General features: G+C 63.0%; 20 protein-coding genes and 1 riboswitch. Of the genes, 8 read left to right on the forward strand and 12 right to left on the reverse strand.

The window, feature by feature from the left end:
• Nucleotides 1-301 precede the first annotated feature (301 nt).
• From QME24_RS12185 to QME24_RS12195, 3 genes are all read right to left on the reverse strand, one after another.
• Entirely contained in the window at nt 302-1666 is a 1365-nt protein-coding gene (locus tag QME24_RS12185) for a DUF1329 domain-containing protein (protein ID WP_054881702.1), read from the reverse strand.
• Between the two features lie 25 nt (nt 1667-1691).
• Nucleotides 1692-3578, reverse strand: coding sequence for a DUF1302 domain-containing protein (locus QME24_RS12190; protein WP_009682933.1), 1887 nt, complete (start codon nt 3576-3578; stop codon nt 1692-1694).
• Nucleotides 3579-3909: 331 nt separating this feature from the next.
• The gene (locus QME24_RS12195; RefSeq protein WP_054881703.1) at nt 3910-5592 is read right to left on the reverse strand and encodes a fatty acid--CoA ligase; all 1683 of its coding nucleotides are present in this window, start codon (nt 5590-5592) and stop codon (nt 3910-3912) included.
• A 210-nt stretch (nt 5593-5802) separates the two neighbouring features.
• On the opposite strand from QME24_RS12195, the gene QME24_RS12200 reads away from it, so the two are divergent.
• The 3 genes from QME24_RS12200 (at nt 5803) to QME24_RS12210 (ending at nt 8673) form a co-directional block, all read left to right on the forward strand.
• Nucleotides 5803-6768 carry a 2-hydroxyacid dehydrogenase gene (locus QME24_RS12200; protein ID WP_029887160.1) on the forward strand — a complete coding sequence of 322 codons (966 nt, stop codon included), beginning with the start codon at nt 5803-5805 and terminating at the stop codon, nt 6766-6768.
• Between the two features lie 54 nt (nt 6769-6822).
• Nucleotides 6823-7821 carry a class I SAM-dependent methyltransferase gene (locus QME24_RS12205; RefSeq protein WP_009682937.1) on the forward strand — a complete coding sequence of 333 codons (999 nt, stop codon included), beginning with the start codon at nt 6823-6825 and terminating at the stop codon, nt 7819-7821.
• A gap of 39 nt (nt 7822-7860) precedes the next feature.
• Nucleotides 7861-7999, forward strand: a riboswitch (yybP-ykoY riboswitch).
• Between the two features lie 89 nt (nt 8000-8088).
• On the forward strand, nt 8089-8673 hold the full coding sequence (locus tag QME24_RS12210; protein ID WP_009682938.1) for a TMEM165/GDT1 family protein: 585 nt from the start codon (nt 8089-8091) through the stop codon (nt 8671-8673).
• Nucleotides 8674-8716: 43 nt separating this feature from the next.
• Here QME24_RS12210 and QME24_RS12215 read toward each other — a convergent pair whose 3' ends face one another.
• From QME24_RS12215 to QME24_RS12230, 4 genes are all read right to left on the reverse strand, one after another.
• Nucleotides 8717-9535 carry a M48 family metallopeptidase gene (locus QME24_RS12215; RefSeq protein WP_054903937.1) on the reverse strand — a complete coding sequence of 273 codons (819 nt, stop codon included), beginning with the start codon at nt 9533-9535 and terminating at the stop codon, nt 8717-8719.
• A gap of 99 nt (nt 9536-9634) precedes the next feature.
• Nucleotides 9635-10255, reverse strand: a complete 621-nt coding sequence (locus QME24_RS12220) for an SOS response-associated peptidase (RefSeq protein WP_054903936.1) — start codon at nt 10253-10255, stop codon at nt 9635-9637.
• Between the two features lie 15 nt (nt 10256-10270).
• A complete protein-coding gene (locus QME24_RS12225; protein WP_054903940.1) occupies nt 10271-10531 on the reverse strand; it encodes a DUF2007 domain-containing protein in 261 nt (86 codons plus the stop codon).
• Nucleotides 10531-10713, reverse strand: a complete 183-nt coding sequence (locus QME24_RS12230) for a CPXCG motif-containing cysteine-rich protein (protein ID WP_281690849.1) — start codon at nt 10711-10713, stop codon at nt 10531-10533. Before QME24_RS12230 ends, QME24_RS12225 begins: the two co-directional genes overlap by 1 nt.
• A 124-nt stretch (nt 10714-10837) precedes the next feature.
• Here QME24_RS12230 and QME24_RS12235 point away from each other — a divergent pair, with 124 nt between their 5' ends.
• Nucleotides 10838-12004, forward strand: a complete 1167-nt coding sequence (locus QME24_RS12235; protein WP_232892991.1) for a 1-acyl-sn-glycerol-3-phosphate acyltransferase — start codon at nt 10838-10840, stop codon at nt 12002-12004.
• 33 nt (nt 12005-12037) lie between these two features.
• Here the strand turns inward: QME24_RS12235 and QME24_RS12240 are convergent, their stop codons facing one another.
• Complete coding sequence (locus tag QME24_RS12240) at nt 12038-12298, reverse strand: hypothetical protein (RefSeq protein WP_054903934.1); 261 nt, start codon at nt 12296-12298, stop codon at nt 12038-12040.
• Nucleotides 12299-12458: 160 nt separating this feature from the next.
• Here QME24_RS12240 and QME24_RS12245 point away from each other — a divergent pair, with 160 nt between their 5' ends.
• Nucleotides 12459-12665, forward strand: coding sequence for a hypothetical protein (locus tag QME24_RS12245; RefSeq protein ID WP_009682946.1), 207 nt, complete (start codon nt 12459-12461; stop codon nt 12663-12665).
• Nucleotides 12666-12760: 95 nt separating this feature from the next.
• On the opposite strand, the gene QME24_RS12250 is transcribed toward QME24_RS12245, so the two are convergent.
• The gene (locus tag QME24_RS12250) at nt 12761-13345 is read right to left on the reverse strand and encodes a YajG family lipoprotein (protein ID WP_029886852.1); all 585 of its coding nucleotides are present in this window, start codon (nt 13343-13345) and stop codon (nt 12761-12763) included.
• A 765-nt stretch (nt 13346-14110) separates the two neighbouring features.
• On the opposite strand from QME24_RS12250, the gene mqo reads away from it, so the two are divergent.
• Entirely contained in the window at nt 14111-15619 is a 1509-nt protein-coding gene (gene mqo, locus QME24_RS12255) for a malate dehydrogenase (quinone) (protein ID WP_064314333.1), read from the forward strand.
• A 269-nt stretch (nt 15620-15888) separates the two neighbouring features.
• Here mqo and QME24_RS12260 read toward each other — a convergent pair whose 3' ends face one another.
• The 3 genes from QME24_RS12260 to QME24_RS12270 all read right to left on the reverse strand — a co-directional run bounded on the left by QME24_RS12260 (nt 15889) and on the right by QME24_RS12270 (nt 17320).
• The gene (locus QME24_RS12260) at nt 15889-16179 is read right to left on the reverse strand and encodes a PA4642 family protein (protein WP_009682950.1); all 291 of its coding nucleotides are present in this window, start codon (nt 16177-16179) and stop codon (nt 15889-15891) included.
• Nucleotides 16180-16247: 68 nt separating this feature from the next.
• Nucleotides 16248-16718 (reverse strand): hypothetical protein, encoded by a 471-nt coding sequence (locus QME24_RS12265; protein WP_054903932.1) that lies wholly within the window; start codon nt 16716-16718, stop codon nt 16248-16250.
• A gap of 44 nt (nt 16719-16762) precedes the next feature.
• Nucleotides 16763-17320, reverse strand: coding sequence for a hypoxanthine-guanine phosphoribosyltransferase (locus QME24_RS12270; protein ID WP_009682952.1), 558 nt, complete (start codon nt 17318-17320; stop codon nt 16763-16765).
• 158 nt (nt 17321-17478) lie between these two features.
• On the opposite strand from QME24_RS12270, the gene upp reads away from it, so the two are divergent.
• Together upp and QME24_RS12280 are read left to right on the forward strand one after the other, a co-directional pair.
• Nucleotides 17479-18117 (forward strand): uracil phosphoribosyltransferase, encoded by a 639-nt coding sequence (gene upp, locus QME24_RS12275; RefSeq protein ID WP_009682953.1) that lies wholly within the window; start codon nt 17479-17481, stop codon nt 18115-18117.
• Between the two features lie 2 nt (nt 18118-18119).
• Entirely contained in the window at nt 18120-19394 is a 1275-nt protein-coding gene (locus QME24_RS12280; RefSeq protein ID WP_009682954.1) for a uracil-xanthine permease family protein, read from the forward strand.
• Nucleotides 19395-19403 lie beyond the last annotated feature (9 nt).

Consider the following 19403-nt stretch of genomic DNA (forward strand, 5'->3'; position numbering starts at 1 on the left):
CGAACAAGGCGGTCGCGCGCATCTGGCACAGGGGTTACTGGCCCGAAACAAACGTAGGAGCGAGCGCAGCTCGCGATTGCGCCGCGCGGGCGGCGCTCGATCTCACAGGCGCTGAAGATGCTCCGGCTACCCTTGCCAGGAACCATAGAATCTCCCACAGGTACAGCGCAGGCCTCAAGAACTGCACGGTCCTGGTAGGAGCGGCCTCGTGTCGCGATGGGCTGCGCAGCAGCCCCAATCAGTGTGACATCACACACAAGTGAACAACATTACGGTAAACCGACGCTTGAATGCGTTCTGCTCAGCGAATGCCGGACTGACGCAGCGCCGCCGGTTGGAAGTCGGCCTTGCTGGCACTGAAGCCGAAGTCATAAGCACGCTTCTCTTCGTTCTTCATACCTAGCGCCAGGTAACGACCAGACTGCAGGTCGTAGATGGCCTCCAGGGTGTACCACGGTACCTCGACATTGTAGTAAGGCTGGGCGTGCGCCTCGGACACGCGCCACAGCTGGCCACGGCCATCGTACTGGTCGATCACTGCGGCCTGCCAGGTGTCTTCGTCGATGTAGAAGTCACGCTTGGCGTAGATATGCCGCTGCCCCGGCTTCAGTGTGGCGACCACATGCCAGACACGGCGCAGCTCATAACGGGTCAGGTCCTGGTTGATGTGCCCGGCCTTGATGATGTCGGTGTACTTGAGCTTGGGGTCATCGAGCTTGAAGGCGTTGGAGGCGATGTACAGCTCCTTCTTGCCCTCCAGCTTCCAGTCATAGCGGTCTGGCGCGCCGTTGTACATGTCCAGGTTGTCCGACGTGCGCAGGCCATCGGCGGCGGTACCCGGGCCGTCGTACGACACCTGTGGCGCCTGGCGCACTCGGCGCTGGCCGGCGTTGTAGATCCAGGCCTTGCGCGGATCCTTGACCTGGTCGAGGGTTTCGTGCACCAGCAGTACGGTACCGGCCAGACGCGCCGGGGCGGTAACTTCCTGCTTGAAGTAGAACAGGATGTTGCCCGGGTTGTTCGGGTCGTAATCCTTCATCTTGTCGCGGAAGACGAACTGGTCAGAAAAGTACACGGGGTTGAAGGAGCCGTTCTGTTGCGGCGTGGCCTGGGTAACCAGGCGGCTGACGCTGCCACCCCGGTAGCGGGTGATGTGGTTCCAGATCACCTCCAGGCCGTTTTTCGGAATGGGGAACGGTATCGCGGTGCGGAAGTTGCTCAGGCCGTTGCCGCCTTCCACAAGGGTAGTCTTGGTGGCGTTCTCCTTGATGGCGGCGAACACGTCGGCAGGCACGGTGGAACCGCGGTGGGTCTTGAATACCGGGATCTTGAAGGTGTCCGGGTAACGCTTGAGCATGGCCATCTGGCCTGGCGAGAGCTTGTCCTTGTACTGCTCGGCGTTTTGCGCAGTGATGGTGAACAGTGGCTTCTCACTGCCGTACGGGTCGGACAGGAAGCCTTTGCCATCGACGCTGCCTGCGGTTTTCGACAAGGGCTGCCATGGGCCGATCGAACCATCGGCGTTACCGGCCTTTTCGGCGCCCATCGGGGTCAGCGTGCTACCCAGCTTGGCCGCCTCGTCGGCGGATACCGCAGCCATGACGCTGGTCGCCAGCAGGGACAGGCCCAGCACACCGGCTTGCAGCAGACTTCTGGTCTTGTTCATGTCGTGTTGTCCTGGATCTGTGGGCTTAGAAATTCACGCCGAAGCTGAGGGCGACGAAGTCGCGGTCATCCACGGTGCTGTACTTGCCGTCGAAGAAGTTGGTGTACGACAGACTCGCCGTGTAGGTGTTCTGGTACTCCGCGTCCAGGCCCAGGCTGACTGCCTTGCGGCCTTCCTCGAAGTTGCCGCCAGGGCCTGGCGAATAGCCCGACACGTCGTGCGACCAGGCCACGCTCGGTTTCAGGTTGACCCCGGCGAACACGTCGTTGTAGTCCCAGATCACGCGGGCGCGGTAGCCCCACGAAGTGCTGGTGGTGTAGCCGTCGTTCTCGCACTTGCGGTTCAGGTTGGCGGTGGAGGCACCCGCACCCGCGCCGGCGATGGTGCTGCTGTTGAGTGCCTGGCAGGTATCTGCGCCGCCGGTGGCGGGCAGCGGGCCTGGGCCGAATACCGGGTCACGGCCGTAACGGGTATCGTGCGCGTTCTCCAGGCCACCGACGTGGGTCACACCCAGCTCGCCGACTACGGTCATGCGGCTGGCGCCCATCACCTGGTCGAAGAAGTGCGTGAGGGTCGTCTGGAACTGAGTGATCTCCTTGCGACGGTAGCCATGCAGGTCCTGGCCAGGGGTGCCTGTCAGCAGCGAGGCGTTGCTCAATGCGCCACCAATCGGGCGAACCCCGGCAAACAGGATGTCCGTGGTATTGAGCTGCACCGGTGCGTTGGGCCGGTAGCTGATTTCGCCGCTCCAGGCGGTGCCAGTGGGCAATGTGGTGGAGAAGCTCAAGCCATACAGGCGAATGTCTTCCGGGTATTCGACGAAGTACTCGGAATTGCCGGCCACGATCAGCGGCGCCAGCGCCCGCAGTTGCGCAGGCAGCGCGCTGAGCCCTGCAAATACCGAAGGTGCGGCCCCTGTGGCGCTGAAGATTGGCGCACGGCTGTGGTAGTTCATGAAGTAGGCACCGAACTCGGTGTCCAGCGGCTCGAACATGTAGCGCATGGCCACACCGAACTGCCCGCTGTCACGCGCATCGCGGTCGGCACCACGGCGCACCATCACGCCCTCTTCGTTGATGTTCACGCCGCGCGTGGCAAGAAACTGCTGGGCGGCGCCCGGTACCGTGCGGCTGCTGTTGAGCACGCGCAGGTTGTCGGTACAGCCATCGGCGATGATGTCGGGTTGCGAGAAGAACGTGCCGCAGTTGTCGACGACCGTCTGGTCCCACTCCAGCTGATAGAAGGCCTCGGCCGACAGGTTGTCGGTCAGGCTCTGGGAGATGTAGAACATGTTGACCGGAATCAGGCCTTCCTTGATCTCGGCACCCGGGCGGCGGAACGCCGACACGTCGATGGGGTTGATCGCGTTGATGCCGCCACCGATGAAGGTACTTTCGCCCCAGCTGACCACCTGCTTGCCGAGGCGAACCGAGCCCGGCTGATCACCGATCGAGTAGTTGTGGTAGACGAAGGCGTCGAGCAGTTCGGCGCCGGACGACTTGGCCCCTTCCTTGCGGTTGGAATCGCTGATGTCCTTGAATTCGCGACCTTCGTCCTTCAGCTCGAAGTCATACCAGTACTTGCCGCGCACGAATACGCCGGTATCACCGTACTTGAGCTCCAGGTCGTGGATACCCTTGAAGATCTTGGAGAAGGTTTCGCCCTTCTTGAAGTTCAGGTGACCGTCGTCGGAGGTCTGCGACAGGCCCTTGCCGCCGTTGTTCACCCCGATCAGGTTCCGGTTGGGGTTGGCGGTCGACCAGCTGGCGCCAATGGAGAGCGACGAGTCGAACTGGCCTTCGATTTCACCGATGTTGAAACTGACAGCGAAAGCAGGACTTGCGAGCGTGGAAGCGATGCTGACGGCCAAGGGCAGCTTGGCCCGGCGCCAGAACGGATTTGCAGATTTCATCGACGCTACTCCATGTACTTTATTGTTATGGCAGTGAGTCCTTTCAAGAACGGCCGAGTGACCGGTTTGCAGGCTTGCGCCTGCGGCGGCACGGCTAGCGCGTGACGCCCTCCCCCATTCCTGAAAATCCCCTGGCCCCGACTATAGCCAGCAAGGCACAGGCGCTTGATCCCTCTAAAGTGTGATTTGCGCTCCGTGCCAACCACTCGTTGGGTTTTTTCCTTGATCGCGTGCTGGCAGTGCTCAAGGATGGCGCATTTTTACCATTTGGCAAGGCGCCAGCCGCTCTAGAACGCGGGTCGCGTTCTGTCGCACGCGACCCGCCCCAGGTTTACAGGGTGGACAGGAAGGCGCTGTTGCTGGCCTGCCACTGCACGATGTCCTGGCGTATGCGCTTCTTGTCCAGCTTGCCGACACTGGTCTTGGGAATTTCAGTAACAACGGCGATCTGGCTGGGAATCGCCCATTTGTTGATATGGCCTTGCTCGACGAACGGCTTGAGGTGGTCCTTCAGCGCTTTCGCATCGATCGCCATGCCCTCGCGCACCACCAGCAGGGCAAACGGGCGCTCGCCCCACTGCGGGTCGGCCACCCCCACCACCGCGACTTCGCGCACGGCCGGGTGGCGGCTGACCAGGTCTTCCAGGTCGAGTGACGACACCCACTCGCCACCGGTCTTGATCACATCCTTGATACGGTCGCGTATGTCGATGTAACCCATGTTGTCGAGGGTGGCGACGTCGCCGGTGTGCAGCCAGCCGCCCAGCCACAGCTCTTCGCTCTTTTCCGGCTCCTTGAAATAACCCTGGGTCAGCCACGGTGCACGCAGCACCAGCTCGCCCTGGGTTTCGCCATCGGCGGGCAGGAAGTTGCCGTCGCCGTCGACAATCGCCGCCTCCACCAACGGTACCGGCACCCCGGCCTTGATACGGTAGGTGACGCGCTCATCCTCACTGCCGGCCTGCAACTCGTCGTTCAGGTGCGCGGCGGATATCAGCGGGCAGGTCTCGGACATGCCGTACGCTGCGGTCAGCTGGATGCCGCGGGCCAGCGCCGCCTGGTACAGCGACCGGTTCAGCGAGCTGCCGCCGATGATGATTTTCCAGCCGCCGAAGTCCTGGCCTTGGGCAGTCGGGCAATTGAGCAGCATCTGCAGGATGGTCGGCACACAGTGGGAGAAGGTGACGTTCTCTTCACGCCACAGCCTGATCAGCATCTCGGGCTCGTAACGACCGGGATACACCTGCTTCATGCCGAGCATGGTGGCCGCGTAGGGAATGCCCCAGGCATGCACGTGGAACATCGGCGTGATCGGCATGTAGACGTCATCGCTGCCCAGCAGGCGCACGCTGTCGATACTGCCGGTGACCGAAGCCTCGGCCAGGGTGTGCAGCACCAGCTGCCGATGGGTGAAGTACACGCCCTTGGGGTTGCCGGTGGTGCCAGTGGTGTAGAACGTGGTCGCCACCGAGTTCTCGTCGAAGTCGGGGAAGTCGTAGCTCGGGCTGGCAGCGGCGAGCAGTTGTTCGTACTCACCCACCAGCCCGGGCAGTTCGGCGGCCTGGGCCGGGCCATCGGTCAGCAGCACGGTCTTGTCGACAGTGGTCAACTGCCCGGCGATGGCCTGGTACAGGCCGACAAAGTCACTGTTGACCAGCACCACCCGGTCTTCGGCGTGGTTCATGGTGTAGAGGATCTGCTCGGGTGACAGGCGCACGTTGATGGTATGCACCACGGCGCCGATCATCGGGATGGCAAACATGCATTCCAGGTAGCGGTGGCTGTCCCAGTCCATGACCGCCACGGTGTCACCGGCCTTGACCCCGGCCTCGGTCAGCACGTTGGCCAGCCGGGCGATACGCTCGTTGAGCTGTGGGTAGGTCAGCCGCATCTGGTCGCGGTAGACGATTTCGCGGGTCTTCTCGTAGCGGCTGCCAGACATCAGCAGGCGCTTGATCAGTAATGGATAGGCATAGGCGCCCTCGGCGGGCTTGATGATGCGGGTCTGCAACATGGATATCCCTTTTCTTGGAAGCGGGCCGGAAAAGTCGGTGGGGAGCTGATCTGGGGAGTTACTGTAGTTCGCCAATGTGACGGCCAAATCAGCCGAAGGAATGATTTGCCTGGCCAAGGTATGAGCCGCAAGGCGTTGACGGGCGGCGAGGTTGAGCTGGACACTGCGCCGGGAGCCCACCACAAACCCGCCCCTGCCCAGGAGATGTTCATGCCCAGCCCGCGTCGCGCCGTGTTTCTCGACCACCAGTCCCTGGACCTCGGCGACCTGGATCTGTCGCCCCTGCAGCAGCAGTTCGACCAGTTCGAGCTGTTCGCCGCCACCGCCCCGGAACAGGTCGCCGAGCGCCTGCAGGGCGCGGTAGCGGTGGTCAGCAACAAGGTTGTGCTCGACGCCGCCGTGCTGGCCGCCAATCCGCAATTGAAGCTGATTCTGGTGGCCGCCACCGGCACCAACAACGTCGACCTGGCCGCCGCCCGCGCCCAGGGCATCACGGTGTGCAACTGCCAGGGCTACGGCACGCCGTCTGTCGCCCAGCACACCCTCGCGCTGCTGCTGGCGCTGGCCACGCGGCTGTGCGACTACCACCAGGCGGTGGCAGAGGGGCAATGGGCCAAGGCCAACCAGTTCTGCCTGCTGGATTTCCCGATTGTCGAACTGCAGGGCAAAACCCTTGGCCTGCTTGGCCACGGTGAGTTGGGCGGCGCGGTGGCGCGGCTGGCCGAAGCGTTCGGCATGCGCGTACTGAGCGGGCTGATCCCCGGCCGCCCGCAGCGCGCCGACCGGCTGCCGCTGGAGGCGTTGTTGCCGCAGGTTGACGCGCTGACCCTGCACTGCCCCTTGAATGAGCACACCCGGCACATGCTGGGGGCGCGCGAGCTGGCCCTGCTCAAGCCTGGGGCGCTGGTGGTGAACACCGCGCGCGGCGGCCTGATCGATGAGCAGGCCCTGGCCGATGCGCTGCGCAGTGGCCACCTGGGCGGCGCTGCCACCGACGTATTGAGCGTGGAGCCGCCAGTCAACGGCAACCCGCTGCTCGAAGCCGGTATCCCGCGCCTGATCATCACCCCACACAGCGCCTGGGGCGCGGTGGAGGCGCGCCAGCGTATCGTCGGCCAGCTCAGCGAGAACGCCCAGGCCTTTTTCGCCGGGCAGCCACGCCGCGTGGTCAGCTGAGCCAGGCGCCGGGCTCTGCTACACTGCGCCACTTTTTTCCAGGAGGCGTCGTTCATGGACCCGCGCAGTGAAGTATTGCTCCGCCAGGCGGAGCTGTTCCAGGGCCCGCTGCTGCTCGCAGGCGCCCCCGCCGACGGCTTGCTCGGGCAGTTGCCCGAAGCCCGCGCCTGGTCGTGGCACGCCGGCGACCAGGCCGTGCTCGAAGGCCGCTTTGCGGGCCGCAGCCAGTATGGCGTAGAGCCCCCGGCGGGCGCGTTCGACAGCGCCGTGCTGTTCCTGCCCAAATCCCGCGAATTGGCCGCCTACCTGCTCAACGCCCTGGCTTCCCGCCTGGCGGGTCGCGCGCTGTACCTGGTCGGTGAAAAACGCGGTGGCATCGAGGGCGCGGCCAAGCTGTTGCAGGCTTTCGGCAAGCCGCGCAAGCTTGACAGCGCGCGGCATTGCCAGCTGTGGCAGGTGACGGTCGACCAGGCCCCGCAGGCGACACCGCTGCAGAGCCTGGCCCAGCGCTTCGAACTGGCCCTGGAAGACGGCCCGCTGCAAGTGGTCAGCCTGCCCGGTGTGTTCAGCCACGGCCGCCTGGACCGCGGCACTGCGCTGCTGCTCAAGCACCTGGACAACCTGCCCAGCGGCCACATGCTGGACTTCGGTTGCGGTGCCGGGGTGCTGGGGGCCACGGTCAAGCGCCGTTACCCGCACAACCGGGTGACGTTGCTGGACGTGGATGCCTTCGCCGTGGCTGCCAGCCGTCTGACCCTGGCTGCAAACGGCCTGGAAGGTGAGGTGATCAGCGGTGATGGCATTGATGCAGCACCGCTCGACCTGAGCCTGATTCTCAGCAACCCGCCGTTCCATACCGGGGTGCACACCAATTACCAGGCCTCGGAAAACTTGCTGAGAAAATTAGCGGTTCATCTGCGAAAAGGGGGCGAAATGCGCTTGGTTGCCAATAGCTTCCTGCGCTACCAGCCGCTGATCGAAGGGGCGCTGGGCAACTGCCAGATACGCGACGAGGCGGAAGGCTTCCGAATCTACCAGGCCGTGCATGGCTGAAAACAGCGCTTGCCGAAAGCGTTTTGCCAAGGCAGAATCCGCTCCGTCCTAGGGGAGTAGTCTCCCGCGAGCCCACCGCTCGCCCGGTACGCGTCAACATACTTGGTCCACAGACCATGGCGCGTGCGACCCCCATGCCCACGTGCATGGAGAGATCCGCATAGACGGATCCGGGGTTTGACAAGACCTATGACACGCACACCTTACCCGGGGCGGGAAGGCTGTACGTGTCATAGCCGTGTCGACCCGCCCCCCGTAGGAATCCTGATGCTGGAATCTCTGTTGGTCCCCACCGCCATCGTTGCGCTCGCCGAAATCGGCGACAAGACGCAGCTGCTCGCACTCATTCTCGCCGCGCGCTTCCGCAAGCCATGGCCGATCATTGCCGGTATCATCGCCGCCACCCTGGCCAACCATGCCGCAGCCGGTGCCGTAGGGGCGTGGGTCGGTAGCTTCTTCAGCGATTCGGCCCTGCACTGGATCCTGGCCGCGAGCTTCACCGCCACGGCGCTCTGGACCCTGGTACCGGACAAAATGGACGATGACGAGAACCCGGCGCGCCGCTTCGGCCCGTTCCTGACCACGCTGATTGCGTTCTTCCTCGCCGAAATCGGTGACAAGACCCAGGTCGCGACCGTAATGCTGGCGGCCCAATACCCGCACCTGATCATGGTCATCATCGGCACCACGCTGGGCATGCTGATTGCCAACGTACCCGTGGTGCTGGCGGGCAACTTTGCAGCCGACAAGCTGCCGCTGACGCTGATCCGTCGCCTGGCGGCCGCGGCGTTCTTCGTACTGGCGATCGTGGCCGTGTACTCGGCGATGAAGGCCAGTGGCTGGGTCGGGTAACCGGAAAACACGGGGGCGCCGTGCGCCCCCACGCTTCAAGCGATCATGGCTTGGCCGCGGCCTGATACAGCGGCATCACCTTGGGAATGGCCGCCTGCAGCGAGGCAATGCGGCTGGAGGATGCCGGGTGAGTGCTCATGAACTCGGGCGGGGCGCCTTCGGACGCCTTGCTCATCTTGTTCCACAAGGTGATTGCGGCGTTCGGGTCGTAGCCGGCACGGGCCGACAACTCCAGGCCGATCAGGTCGGCTTCGTTTTCGTTGGCCCGGCTGTTGGGCAGGGTCATGGCGTAGTTCACCACGGTGTCGGCAATGGCCATGCTGTTCTGGCCCAGGCCAAAGATGGCACCCGCCCCCTGGCGCGCCATTTCCACACCATAGGCCTTGGACATCGCCTCGCGGCTGTGCTCACGCAGGGCGTGGGCGATTTCGTGACCGACAACGGCGGCAATTTCCGCATCGGTGAGCTTGAGCTGGTCGATCAGGCCGGTATACACGATGATCTTGCCGCCAGGGCCGCAGTTGGCGTTCAGTTCGTCGCTCTTGATCACGTTGACTTGCCAGTCCCACTGCGCGGAATCCGGGCGGAACTTGGGGGCCTGGGCAATCAGCCGGCTGGCGATGGCCTGCACCCGCTTGGCATCGGCACTGGACTTGTCGAGCACCCCCTTGCTGGAGGCTTCACCGAGGGTCTGCTGGTACGACTGGGCGTACATCTGGTTGACTTCATCGGTGGAGAGCATGCTGAACATGTACTGCTGGCGCTCGACGCCGACAGCACCGCCACTGGTGGTATTCACCGCCTGGCAGCCGCCCAGCACGATGCCAGCACTCAACAGGCTGACGACAAAAGACTTACGCATGAAAACACTCCCTTTTTTGCATGCGCCGTATCCTAGGCCGACTCGCCGGTAGCCGCCATAGCCGCAGGGAAGATTTTCATCACCAGCACCGGCCACCCATCAAAGCGGGGTAAGACACTCCGGCGCATCCAGCTTCGGGTCGTTGACGAAATTCGCCAAGGCCCTTTCGCGCAGTGGCGCAGGCGGGCTGGCCAGCAGTTCGTGCAAGCGGGTAACCGGCGTATCCGGATCGAGCCAGGCAGCCTGGCCCGCATCGTCGAGGATCAGCGGCCGGCGCTGGTTCAGGGCCGCCTGGGTCACCACCGCGCAACTCAGCCACACCTGGTCCTGCACGGGGTAGGCTTCCCATATGGCCGCAAAGTACAACGAGGCGCCCTCCCCCGGCGTCAGCCAATAAGGGCGCTTGCGTACCGTGCCCCGCCACTCGTAAAAGCCGTTGGCCGGCATCAGGCAGCGGCGCTGGCGAAACGCCTCGCGGAACATCGGTTGCTCGGCCAGGGTTTCGGCGCGGGCATGGGCGGGGGTGCGGGACAGGTCGGTGAGCCACGCCGGGGTCAGCCCCCAACGCGCCATGGCCAGTTGCTGCTGGCCGTCAAGCTGGCGCTGGATCAGCACCGATGCCCCAGGTGCAATATTCCATTGGGCCGGCTGGCCCGCGGGGAACCCCGGCAGACTGGCAAGGGCCTGGGGCCAGCGAAACAGGGCGTAACGTCCACACATGAGCGAATTCAGAACCTAGCAGATCAAGGTACCGGGGATACTCTCCGGTTCGTCGCCAACCAGTGGCTGGGCCTCATTGTACGCATCGATCAGCTGCCGTGCGTACTCGGCCTGCTCATCGGCGACCGCAAGCCCTAGCAACCCTTGCATGGGCAGCTCGCCGACTGCACCGATCAGGTCACGGCCCACCACCTGCACCGCGATGCCTTCACTGGCGAGCATCCCGGACAGCATTTCGGCTTCAAGCAGGTTTTCCGGTTCGTAGATCCGCCGCATCATTCGTTCTCGCCGTAGACATCCAGCATCCATTCCTCGCCATGCACCTGCAGCACGAAACGAATCGGCCTGCAGCACACCTGGCAGTCCTCGATGTACTCCTGATCGCCACCGGACAGGTCCACCGTGGTTTCGACCTCTTCGCCGCAATAAGGGTAATCGTAGAACGCAGTTTCGAGCATCGCGGCCTCCGGGGTGACTTATGCGTATAATTGTCGGTCTGTTTACGGGGCCCGTGTGCGTCCGAGCCGTTTTTCGGAGCCTGCCCCTGTTTATTACCCTAGCCGTTTCCAACAAGAGAGCATGATGGGCGAATTCGATGCCATCCGACCCTACGACGACGCTGAGGTACCTGCGGTTCTGGCCCGCCTGCTCAGCGACCCGGCATTCCTCGATATCCTCACCCACTTCCGCTTCCCGCGGGCAGCCGGGGCTTTCGGCTGGCTGCTCAAACCGCTGATCGCCCGCCGCCTGCGCAAGGAATTCGCCGGTGTGACCTGCGTTTCCACCCTGCAGGACAAGGTCGAGTACTACGTTGACCAGACCATCGACCGCGCCACCGACGGCGTCACCTATTCCGGTGTGGAGCAGTTGAAGGCAGGTACGGCCTACCTGTTCCTGGCCAACCACCGCGACATCGTGATGGACCCGGCCTTCGTCAACTATGCGGTGTACCACGCCGGCCTGCCCACGCCGCGCATCGCCATTGGCGACAACCTGCTGCAAAAGCCGTTCGTCAGCGACATGATGCGCCTGAACAAGAGTTTCATCGTGCACCGTTCGATCAGCGGGCGCCGTGAAAAGCTGGCGGCTTATCAGCTGCTCTCGGCCTACATCAACCACTCGATCCGCAACGACGCCACCTCGATCTGGATCGCCCAGGCCGAGGGCCGCGCCAAGGACGGTGACGACCGCACCGACTCGGCGATCCTCAAGATGTTCCACATGAGCCGCAAGGACGAGGCGTTTGGCGCCGTCATCCAGAGCCTGAACCTGACGCCGGTGTCGATCAGCTACGAGTACGACCCGTGCGACCAGGCCAAAGCCCGCGAGCTGTATATCCGCGCTACCACTGGCAGCTACCAGAAGGCCCCAGGGGAGGACGACAACAGCATCGCCAAGGGCATCACCGGCTACAAGGGCCGGGTGCACATCAACTTCGCGTTACCGGTGACCGAGTACTACGAGGATACCAAGCAGCTGGCCGCGGAGATCGACCGCCAGATCCTGGCTGGCTACCGGTTGTTCCCGGTGCATTACCTGGCCTACGCAATGTGGGAGGGTAAGGACGAAGCCCTGCAGGTACCTGGCGCCGAACAGGTGTTCCCGGCCGACGAACTGGCCAAGGCCAAGGAAGAATGGCAACGTCGGCTGGCGGCCTGCCCTGAAGAGCAGCGGCCGTACCTGGTATTGCAGTATGCGACACCGGTGCGCAACCAGTACCAGGTCAGGCAGCAGGCGCCGGTTGCCTGACCGATTGCGGGGCTGCCTTGCAGCCCCGCAATCTCAAACCCAGGTGCTGAACCAGGACAGCAGCAGCGCCATGGCCAGGCAAGCGAAGCCCAGAATGTAGAAGTACTTGGGCACCCGCAGGTCGAAGGCATCCACTACCCCCTCCTCAAGCGCCAGGCTCTCGCGGGTTTCGGCCGCGCGCCGCCTAGCGCTTTGCAGCAGCAACCCGCCCGGGCAGGTCAGCAGCAGCGCCAGCACATTGATCAACTTGGTGGGATGGGCGGCCAGAAACCCCCAAAGCACTTGCAAGGACATCACGCAACCTCGGTGTAAGCGACGGCGAAGGCCCGCATTCTACGCAACTCGCCCTTCGCTGCCCGGCATTGGCGACAAACTGTCATTTAATTTCATCTGTCATCGGCTCGTCATCTGAGCAGGCCACCCTGTCGACCTTCCCATGAGCCGGAGCTACTTCATGCTGCACGCCGAAAACCAGGACCGCCTTTACCTCGTTGCCCAAAGCGAGGAGCAACAGGCGCTGATCGATGGTTTTGCCATCAATGTGCAAGACCGCCAGTGGCTGGTCTACTGCGCGCTGGGCGGGCATGTGCATGCAGACCTGCCGGAGGTGGACGCCGGCACTGGCTTCAGCCTGCTGGATTTCCACATAGAGGCGGCGTGAACCTGCGCCGGCCACCCCACCGGCAAGCGTTGGCGAGGCACAAAAAAACCCGCTGCCTGGCGACCAGGCAGCGGGTTTTCAGCAGCGCAGAGGGCTTACTGGGCCAGGATCTGGCCAATGCTCGGGTCTTTGAACATACGGGTCAGCGCATCGCTCAGAACGTCGCCTACCAACTGGGTGTTGGTGTCCTGGTTCGGTGCCATGCCGAAGCGCTGGTCGAGCGACGCGCCGTAGCGGCCGCTGTAGCTGCGGCCGCCATTCTTCACGTCGGCACGGAAGGTGGCACCGATCGTGGCTTCGGTCACGTACAGGTTGTCTTTGGGCGACTGGTACTTCAGCTCGGCCAGGGTCACGGTCAACTGCGGCGCGTTGTAGGCGTTGGCCGTAGGCGTGAAGCCGAGCAGGCGCACAGCCGCTTCAGCCTGGGCCTGCAGCTTGGGCACCACGTCGTTGCCACTGACGCTGATGGTGCTGGTTTCAGGGTACATGCCACCACGGGTACCCAGCGACTGCGATGGGCGACCGTCAACCACCCGGACCACCACCGGCTGGCCATGACCGACCGGCGCGAGCTGGGCCTTGAGCGTGGGTTGCGGGTTGAGTTGTTGCGGGCTGTGGGCACAACCGACCAGGCTGAGGCTGGCCACGGCAAGCAAACCGAACAACAGACGTTGCAACATGCGCGTTTCTCCAGAAAATGCGGCTAAGGCGCACAGTATACCCAGCCCCGCATCGGCCAGTCATCGGTCCCAGCCCGCTTGTGACAATGCTTTCATGCACTGCCCGGGCCTGTACTTTGCGCCTGTGCAAGCCGGCATTGGCAGCCGCGCATGCGCCTGGCCTGACAAACGCTGCAATAAAAACCACGAATGGCGACATTTCTGCCCGCGACATCGTTATAATCTCCCCCCGATTATAAGGACGTCTCCTGATCGGGCCCCGCACTCGCCGATTGACCCCGGCAACTTCAACGCTTCGCCCACAGAGAGCCTTCCACTGAGGTCTTGCATCGGCTGTCGTGCCTGCTTTTCCGGCCCTTCACGCTGCATGAACCTGCGGGTTGCCATCGCGCAGTCCCTTTTTGAGGTTCACGTCTCCAAAAGAGCGTGAAAAAACGGTTTTCACAACTTCACAAGAGTGTGGCGAGCAAATGAACAGTCTGGCATGTGTAAAAGCGGCAGATGTGTCCCGAACAGCCCTGAACAGGCGGCAAATGCGCTCATCCTGCATGAGTGCCTGACCCGCTCCATAACGCACGCACGACACCTTGACCATAAGTCGAATTGCCGCAGCCCTGGCAAACGGCGTTCAATACCTGAACCCGAAGACTGGTTGGCGGTGTCCGCGGAAGTTGCAAGAACTGCGAAAAGCCGGACATGGCGACCCTGGCAACCCCAGGTCCTATGCTGTCAATTAGGTAGCTGTAGATTGTGGAGACGCGTTAAATGGCGCAGAACGAATCGGTTGATGTGGTACTGGTAGGCGCGGGCATCATGAGTGCCACCCTGGCCGTACTGCTCAAGGAGCTTGACCCGACCCTGAAGCTTGAGGTCGTCGAGGCGATGGACTCCGGAGCCGCGGAAAGCTCCAACCCCTGGAACAACGCAGGCACCGGCCACGCCGGCCTGTGCGAGCTGAACTACACGCCGCAGGCCGCCGATGGCAGCATCGACATCAAGAAGGCCGTGCACATCAACACCCAGTTCGAGGTTTCGCGCCAGTTCTGGGCCTACCTGAGCAAGAAGGACAACTTCGGCTCGGCGCGTGCGTTCATCAACCCTGTCCCGCACCTGAGCTACGTCGAGGGTGACAAGGGTGTTGCCTTCCTCAAGAAACGCTTCGAGCTGCTCAAGCAGCACCATGCCTTCTCCGAGATGGAGTACACCGAAGACAAGGCCGTGATGAACGACTGGATGCCGCTGATGATGCCTGGCCGCCCTGCCGACCAGCACATCGCCGCGACCCGCGTGGCCAAAGGCACCGACGTCAACTTCGGCGCCCTGACCCTGAAGCTGCTGAAGCTGCTGGGTGACGCGCCGCACGCGCAGGTCAAATACAGCAAGAAGGTCGTCGGCCTGCGCCGTAACGGCAGCGGCTGGACCGTCAGCATCAAGGACGTCAACAGCGGCGGCAGCCGTGAAGTGGACGCCCGCTTCGTGTTCCTGGGCGCCGGCGGCGCGGCCCTGCCGCTGCTGCAGATGTCCGGCATCCCGGAGAGCAAAGGTTTTGGCGGCTTCCCGGTCAGCGGCCAGTGGCTGCGCTGCGACAACCCGGAAATCGTCAAGCAGCACCAGGCCAAGGTTTACAGCCAGGCCGCCGTGGGGGCGCCACCGATGTCGGTACCGCACCTGGACACCCGGGTTGTAGACGGCAAGACTTCGCTGCTGTTCGGCCCTTATGCCGGCTTTACCACCAAGTTCCTGAAGCACGGTTCGCTGATGGACCTGCCGCTGTCGGTGCGCATGGGCAATATCGGCCCGATGCTGGCCGTGGCCCGCGACAACATGGACCTGACCAAGTACCTGGTCAGCGAAGTGATGCAGTCGATGGAACAGCGCCTGGAAGCCCTGCGGCGCTTCTACCCGCAGGCCAAGGCCGAAGACTGGCGCCTGGAAGTCGCAGGTCAGCGCGTGCAGATCATCAAGAAAGACCCGAAGAAAGGCGGCGTGCTGCAATTCGGCACCGAGCTGGTCTCGGCGCAGGACGGCAGCCTGGCTGCACTGCTCGGCGCCTCGCCAGGTGCTTCGGTGACCGTTTCGATCATGCTGGAACTGATCGAGCGTTGCTTCCCTGAGCAGGCCAAAGGGGCCTGGGCCGAAAAACTCAAGGAAATCTTCCCCGCACGCGAGAAGACCCTGGCGACCGATGCGGCCCTGTACCGCAAGATCAGTGCAGATAACGACGCGGCACTGGACCTGGTGGAAAGCAGCCCGGCAGCCAAGCATTACGCCTGATTGGCCCGGTAACGAAACAACGCCCTTCGGGGTAATGCCAGTCAGTGACGTAATTGGGGGCCGCTTTGCGGCCCTTCGCGGGCACGCCCGCTCCCACAGGAGTCGCGCATTTCTTGAGTGCAGCGCCAAACGTGTTGGAGCGGGCGCGCCCGCGAAGGGCTGCAAAGCAGCCCCAATAACGCTTAAAGGACAGGCATCGCCCTTCGGGGCGTTTTTTTTGCCGGCGTGTTGGTCAGCCTGGGCCGCGAGGAAGCGGCACAGGCCAACGATCAACCACGGGCCTGGGCGATGATCTCGATGTACTCCTGCGCATTGCGCTGGTCGGCGATCTGCTCGACGAAGGTTTTGCCGTGTTCGTCCTTGCCATCCAGGTCCAGGCCGGCTTCGACGAAGAACCCGACAAAACGCTGGAAGTCGTCCACACGCAGGCCGCGGTAGGCTTTCACCAGTTTGTGCAGCGAGGGTGAGGTGACGCCATCGGCCGGCTCGAACTGAAGGAACGACTTGATGTAGTCGTCGCTGATTTCGTCACCGATTACCTGTTTCTTGTCTTTACGCATTGCCGGCTCCATCTGGACCATCACGGAATTTCGAAGGCCGGCAGTTTACCCCCCGCAGGCCGCGCGCCTCAACGCGTACGTACGGTGCCCGTGTGCAGGTCGGCCCAGATATGGCCGTTGCCATAGGTGAGGAACTGCACATACAGCGTTTCGTTGCGCAGCAGGTCCATGATCACCCGGTAGTCGCTGAGGGGGTAATTCAGGCTCAAGGTGCGGGTCTTGTCGTCGTACACCGGTTTCTTGAGGCTCTTGGCGGCCTCACCGTCGAATGTCAGCAGCACCTGGGCAATGGTCGCCCCCTTGCTCAGCGGCTTGCCCTTCAGGCGCACTTGCAGCGACGAGGTGATCGGGATCGGCTGCTGGTCGGACTGCCGCTGGGCACCGACTACCACCGAGTAGTCGGTCACTTGCAGCAACTGCTGGCTGGTGGGTGCTTCCTGACGCAGGGCCAGGTCGTCCGGGGGCAGGAACTGGCTGTGCAGCGGTGCAGCGGCCAGCGGCAGGCTGATGGCCACCAGAAGGGGGAGAAACGCACGCATGTGAGGCTCCTTGTATGAAGCCGCACTCTAGCACGTGGACGTTTTTACAGGCCCTTGACGGCGAAGATGCCGTTGGCGTTGCGCCAGTACCCTTTGTAGTCCATGCCATAGCCGAAGATGTAGCGGTCAATGCAGGGCAGGCCCACGTAGTTGGCCTTGAGGTCCGGGCTGGCTTTGCGGTCGTGGTCCTTGTCGATCAGCACGGCGGTGTACACCGAGCGCGCGCCGGCGTGCTTGCAGAACTCGATGATGGCACTGAGGGTATGGCCTTCATCGAGGATGTCGTCGACGATCAGCACGTCGCGGTCGATGAACGACACCTCGGGCTTGGCCTTCCAGAACAGCTCGCCGCCACTGGTCTGGTTGCGGTAGCGCGTGGCGTGCAGGTAGGAAGCTTCCAGCGGGAACTGCAGGTGGGTCAGCAGTTTGCCGGAGAAGATCAGGCCACCGTTCATCACGCAGAACACCACAGGGTTCTTGTCGTGCAGGTCCTTGCAGATCTGCTCGCCCACCTTGGCGATGGCCGCTTCGACCTCGGCTTCGGTGTACAGGCAGTCAGCTTCACGCATGACTTGACGGATATGCTCGAGATCGGCGGACATGGCGCGCTCCGGGGGATTTTGGAAAAGCGGGCAAAGGTACGCATCCGCTCGTCACAGATCAAGCGTTTATGGACTAACGTGCAGAATGACCAGACGACAGCGCAGGCTGAATAGATTAATCTAGCGCGGTTTTTTTGCCCGCCTTTCGGAGCCCCCCTATGCCCACTCGTGAGATCCGCCACCCGCTGATCCGCCACAAGCTCGGCCTGATGCGCCGTGCCGATATCAGCACCAAGAATTTTCGCGAACTCGCCCAGGAAGTCGGCGCTCTTCTGACTTATGAAGCCACCCAGGACCTGCCGCTCGAAACCTACGAGATCGACGGCTGGTGTGGCAAAGTCGCGGTAGAGAAAATCGCCGGCAAGAAGATCACCGTAGTGCCCATTCTGCGTGCCGGCATCGGCATGCTCGACGGCGTACTCAGCCTGATCCCGGGTGCCAAGGTGAGCGCGGTCGGTGTTGCCCGCAACGAAGAAACCCTCGAAGCCCACACCTACCTGGAAAAGCTCGCCCCGGACATCAACCAGCGCCTGGCATTGATCATCGACCCCATGCTGGCGACCGGCGGCTCGATGGTTGCCACCATCGACCTGTTGAAGAAGGCTGGCTGCAAAGAGATTCGCGCCATGGTCCTGGTCGCGGCACCAGAAGGCATCGACGTGGTGGAAAAAGCTCACCCCGATGTACAGATCTACACCGCCTCGATCGACCAGCGCCTGAACGAGCACGGCTATATCGTGCCGGGCCTCGGCGATGCCGGTGACAAGATCTTCGGCACCAAGCAAAAGGACGCCTGAACATGCAGGACGGCTTCAACGACCCGCTCTGGCGCCAGGTCGTTTCGGGCGCGCAGATGCTCTTCGTGGCATTCGGTGCGCTGGTACTGATGCCACTGATCACCGGCCTGGACCCGAACGTCGCGCTGTTCACCGCGGGTATCGGTACCTTGCTGTTCCAGTTGGTCACCGGCCGTCAGGTCCCGGTGTTCCTGGCTTCCAGCTTCGCCTTCATCACCCCGATCATTCTCGCCAAAGGTCAATTCGGCCTGGCCGAGACCATGGGCGGCGTGATGGCCGCAGGTTTCGTGTATACCTTCATGGGCCTGATGGTGAAAATCAAAGGCACCGGTTTCATCGACCGCATGCTGCCGCCCGTGGTGATCGGGCCCGTGATCATCTCCATCGGCCTGGCCATGGCGCCGATTGCCGCCAACATGGCGATGGGCAAGGCTGGCGACGGCAGCGTGCTGCTGCCGTACAAGACAGCCATGCTGATCTCCATGCCGGCGCTGCTGACCACACTGATCGTCGCTGTGTTTGGCAAAGGCATCTTCCGCCTGGTGCCGATCATCGCTGGCGTGCTGGTGGGTTTTGCCCTGTCATTTGCCTTTGGCGTGGTCGACACGGCCAGAATTGCCGCTGCCCCCTGGCTGGAAATGCCCAACTTCACGGCGCCAGCGTTCAACTGGCAGGCCATTCTGTTCATCGTTCCAGTAGCCCTGGCACCTGCGATCGAGCACATTGGCGGGGTTATCGCGGTTGGCAGCGTAACCGGCCGTGACTACCTGAAGAAGCCCGGCCTGCACCGCACCCTGCTGGGTGACGGCCTGGCCACCACCGCCGCCGGCCTGTTCGGCGGCCCGCCCAACACCACCTACGCCGAAGTGACCGGTGCGGTGATGCTGACCAAGAACTACAACCCGAAGATCATGACCTGGGCGGCGGTATTCGCCATTACCCTGGCGTTCATCGGCAAGTTCGGCGCGCTGCTGCAGAGTATTCCGGTGCCGGTGATGGGCGGCATCCTGTGCCTGCTGTTCGGCTCGATCGCCGCGGTAGGCTTGAACACCATGATCCGCCACAAGGTCGACCTGGCCGAAGCGCGCAACCTGGTGATCGTGTCGGTGACCCTGGTGTTCGGTATTGGCGGGGTACTGATCGGCAGCGGTGATGGCCCGGATGACTGGGGCCTGAAGGGGATTGCACTGTGTGCCATCGTGGCGATTGCCCTGAACCTGATCTTGCCTGGCAATGACGGCTGGAAGCACAAGAAGCTCGAGGATCAGCAGCCTTGAGCCACCCTT

The organism is Pseudomonas sp. PARCl1 (assembly GCF_947311875.1).
In the GTDB taxonomy this organism is placed as follows: Bacteria; Pseudomonadota; Gammaproteobacteria; order Pseudomonadales; family Pseudomonadaceae; genus Aquipseudomonas; species Aquipseudomonas juntendi.

Bases quoted from the DNA above. Each gene is read 5' to 3' on its own strand.
- QME24_RS12230 (WP_281690849.1), bottom strand. From the start codon at position 10,713: ATGCTCGAAACTGCGTTCTACGATTACCCTTATTGCGGCGAAGAGGTC.
- mqo (WP_064314333.1), top strand. From the start codon at position 14,111: ATGGCGCAGAACGAATCGGTTGATGTGGTACTGGTAGGCGCGGGCATC.
- QME24_RS12225 (WP_054903940.1), bottom strand. From the start codon at position 10,531: ATGCGGCGGATCTACGAACCGGAAAACCTGCTTGAAGCCGAAATGCTG.
- QME24_RS12240 (WP_054903934.1), bottom strand. From the start codon at position 12,298: ATGTCCTTGCAAGTGCTTTGGGGGTTTCTGGCCGCCCATCCCACCAAG.
- QME24_RS12210 (WP_009682938.1), top strand. From the start codon at position 8,089: ATGCTGGAATCTCTGTTGGTCCCCACCGCCATCGTTGCGCTCGCCGAA.
- QME24_RS12235 (WP_232892991.1), top strand. From the start codon at position 10,838: ATGGGCGAATTCGATGCCATCCGACCCTACGACGACGCTGAGGTACCT.
- QME24_RS12195 (WP_054881703.1), bottom strand. From the start codon at position 5,592: ATGTTGCAGACCCGCATCATCAAGCCCGCCGAGGGCGCCTATGCCTAT.
- QME24_RS12260 (WP_009682950.1), bottom strand. From the start codon at position 16,179: ATGCGTAAAGACAAGAAACAGGTAATCGGTGACGAAATCAGCGACGAC.
- QME24_RS12245 (WP_009682946.1), top strand. From the start codon at position 12,459: ATGCTGCACGCCGAAAACCAGGACCGCCTTTACCTCGTTGCCCAAAGC.
- QME24_RS12220 (WP_054903936.1), bottom strand. From the start codon at position 10,255: ATGTGTGGACGTTACGCCCTGTTTCGCTGGCCCCAGGCCCTTGCCAGT.
- QME24_RS12205 (WP_009682937.1), top strand. From the start codon at position 6,823: ATGGACCCGCGCAGTGAAGTATTGCTCCGCCAGGCGGAGCTGTTCCAG.
- QME24_RS12270 (WP_009682952.1), bottom strand. From the start codon at position 17,320: ATGTCCGCCGATCTCGAGCATATCCGTCAAGTCATGCGTGAAGCTGAC.
- QME24_RS12265 (WP_054903932.1), bottom strand. From the start codon at position 16,718: ATGCGTGCGTTTCTCCCCCTTCTGGTGGCCATCAGCCTGCCGCTGGCC.
- QME24_RS12200 (WP_029887160.1), top strand. From the start codon at position 5,803: ATGCCCAGCCCGCGTCGCGCCGTGTTTCTCGACCACCAGTCCCTGGAC.
- QME24_RS12250 (WP_029886852.1), bottom strand. From the start codon at position 13,345: ATGTTGCAACGTCTGTTGTTCGGTTTGCTTGCCGTGGCCAGCCTCAGC.
- upp (WP_009682953.1), top strand. From the start codon at position 17,479: ATGCCCACTCGTGAGATCCGCCACCCGCTGATCCGCCACAAGCTCGGC.
- QME24_RS12280 (WP_009682954.1), top strand. From the start codon at position 18,120: ATGCAGGACGGCTTCAACGACCCGCTCTGGCGCCAGGTCGTTTCGGGC.
- QME24_RS12185 (WP_054881702.1), bottom strand. From the start codon at position 1,666: ATGAACAAGACCAGAAGTCTGCTGCAAGCCGGTGTGCTGGGCCTGTCC.
- QME24_RS12215 (WP_054903937.1), bottom strand. From the start codon at position 9,535: ATGCGTAAGTCTTTTGTCGTCAGCCTGTTGAGTGCTGGCATCGTGCTG.
- QME24_RS12190 (WP_009682933.1), bottom strand. From the start codon at position 3,578: ATGAAATCTGCAAATCCGTTCTGGCGCCGGGCCAAGCTGCCCTTGGCC.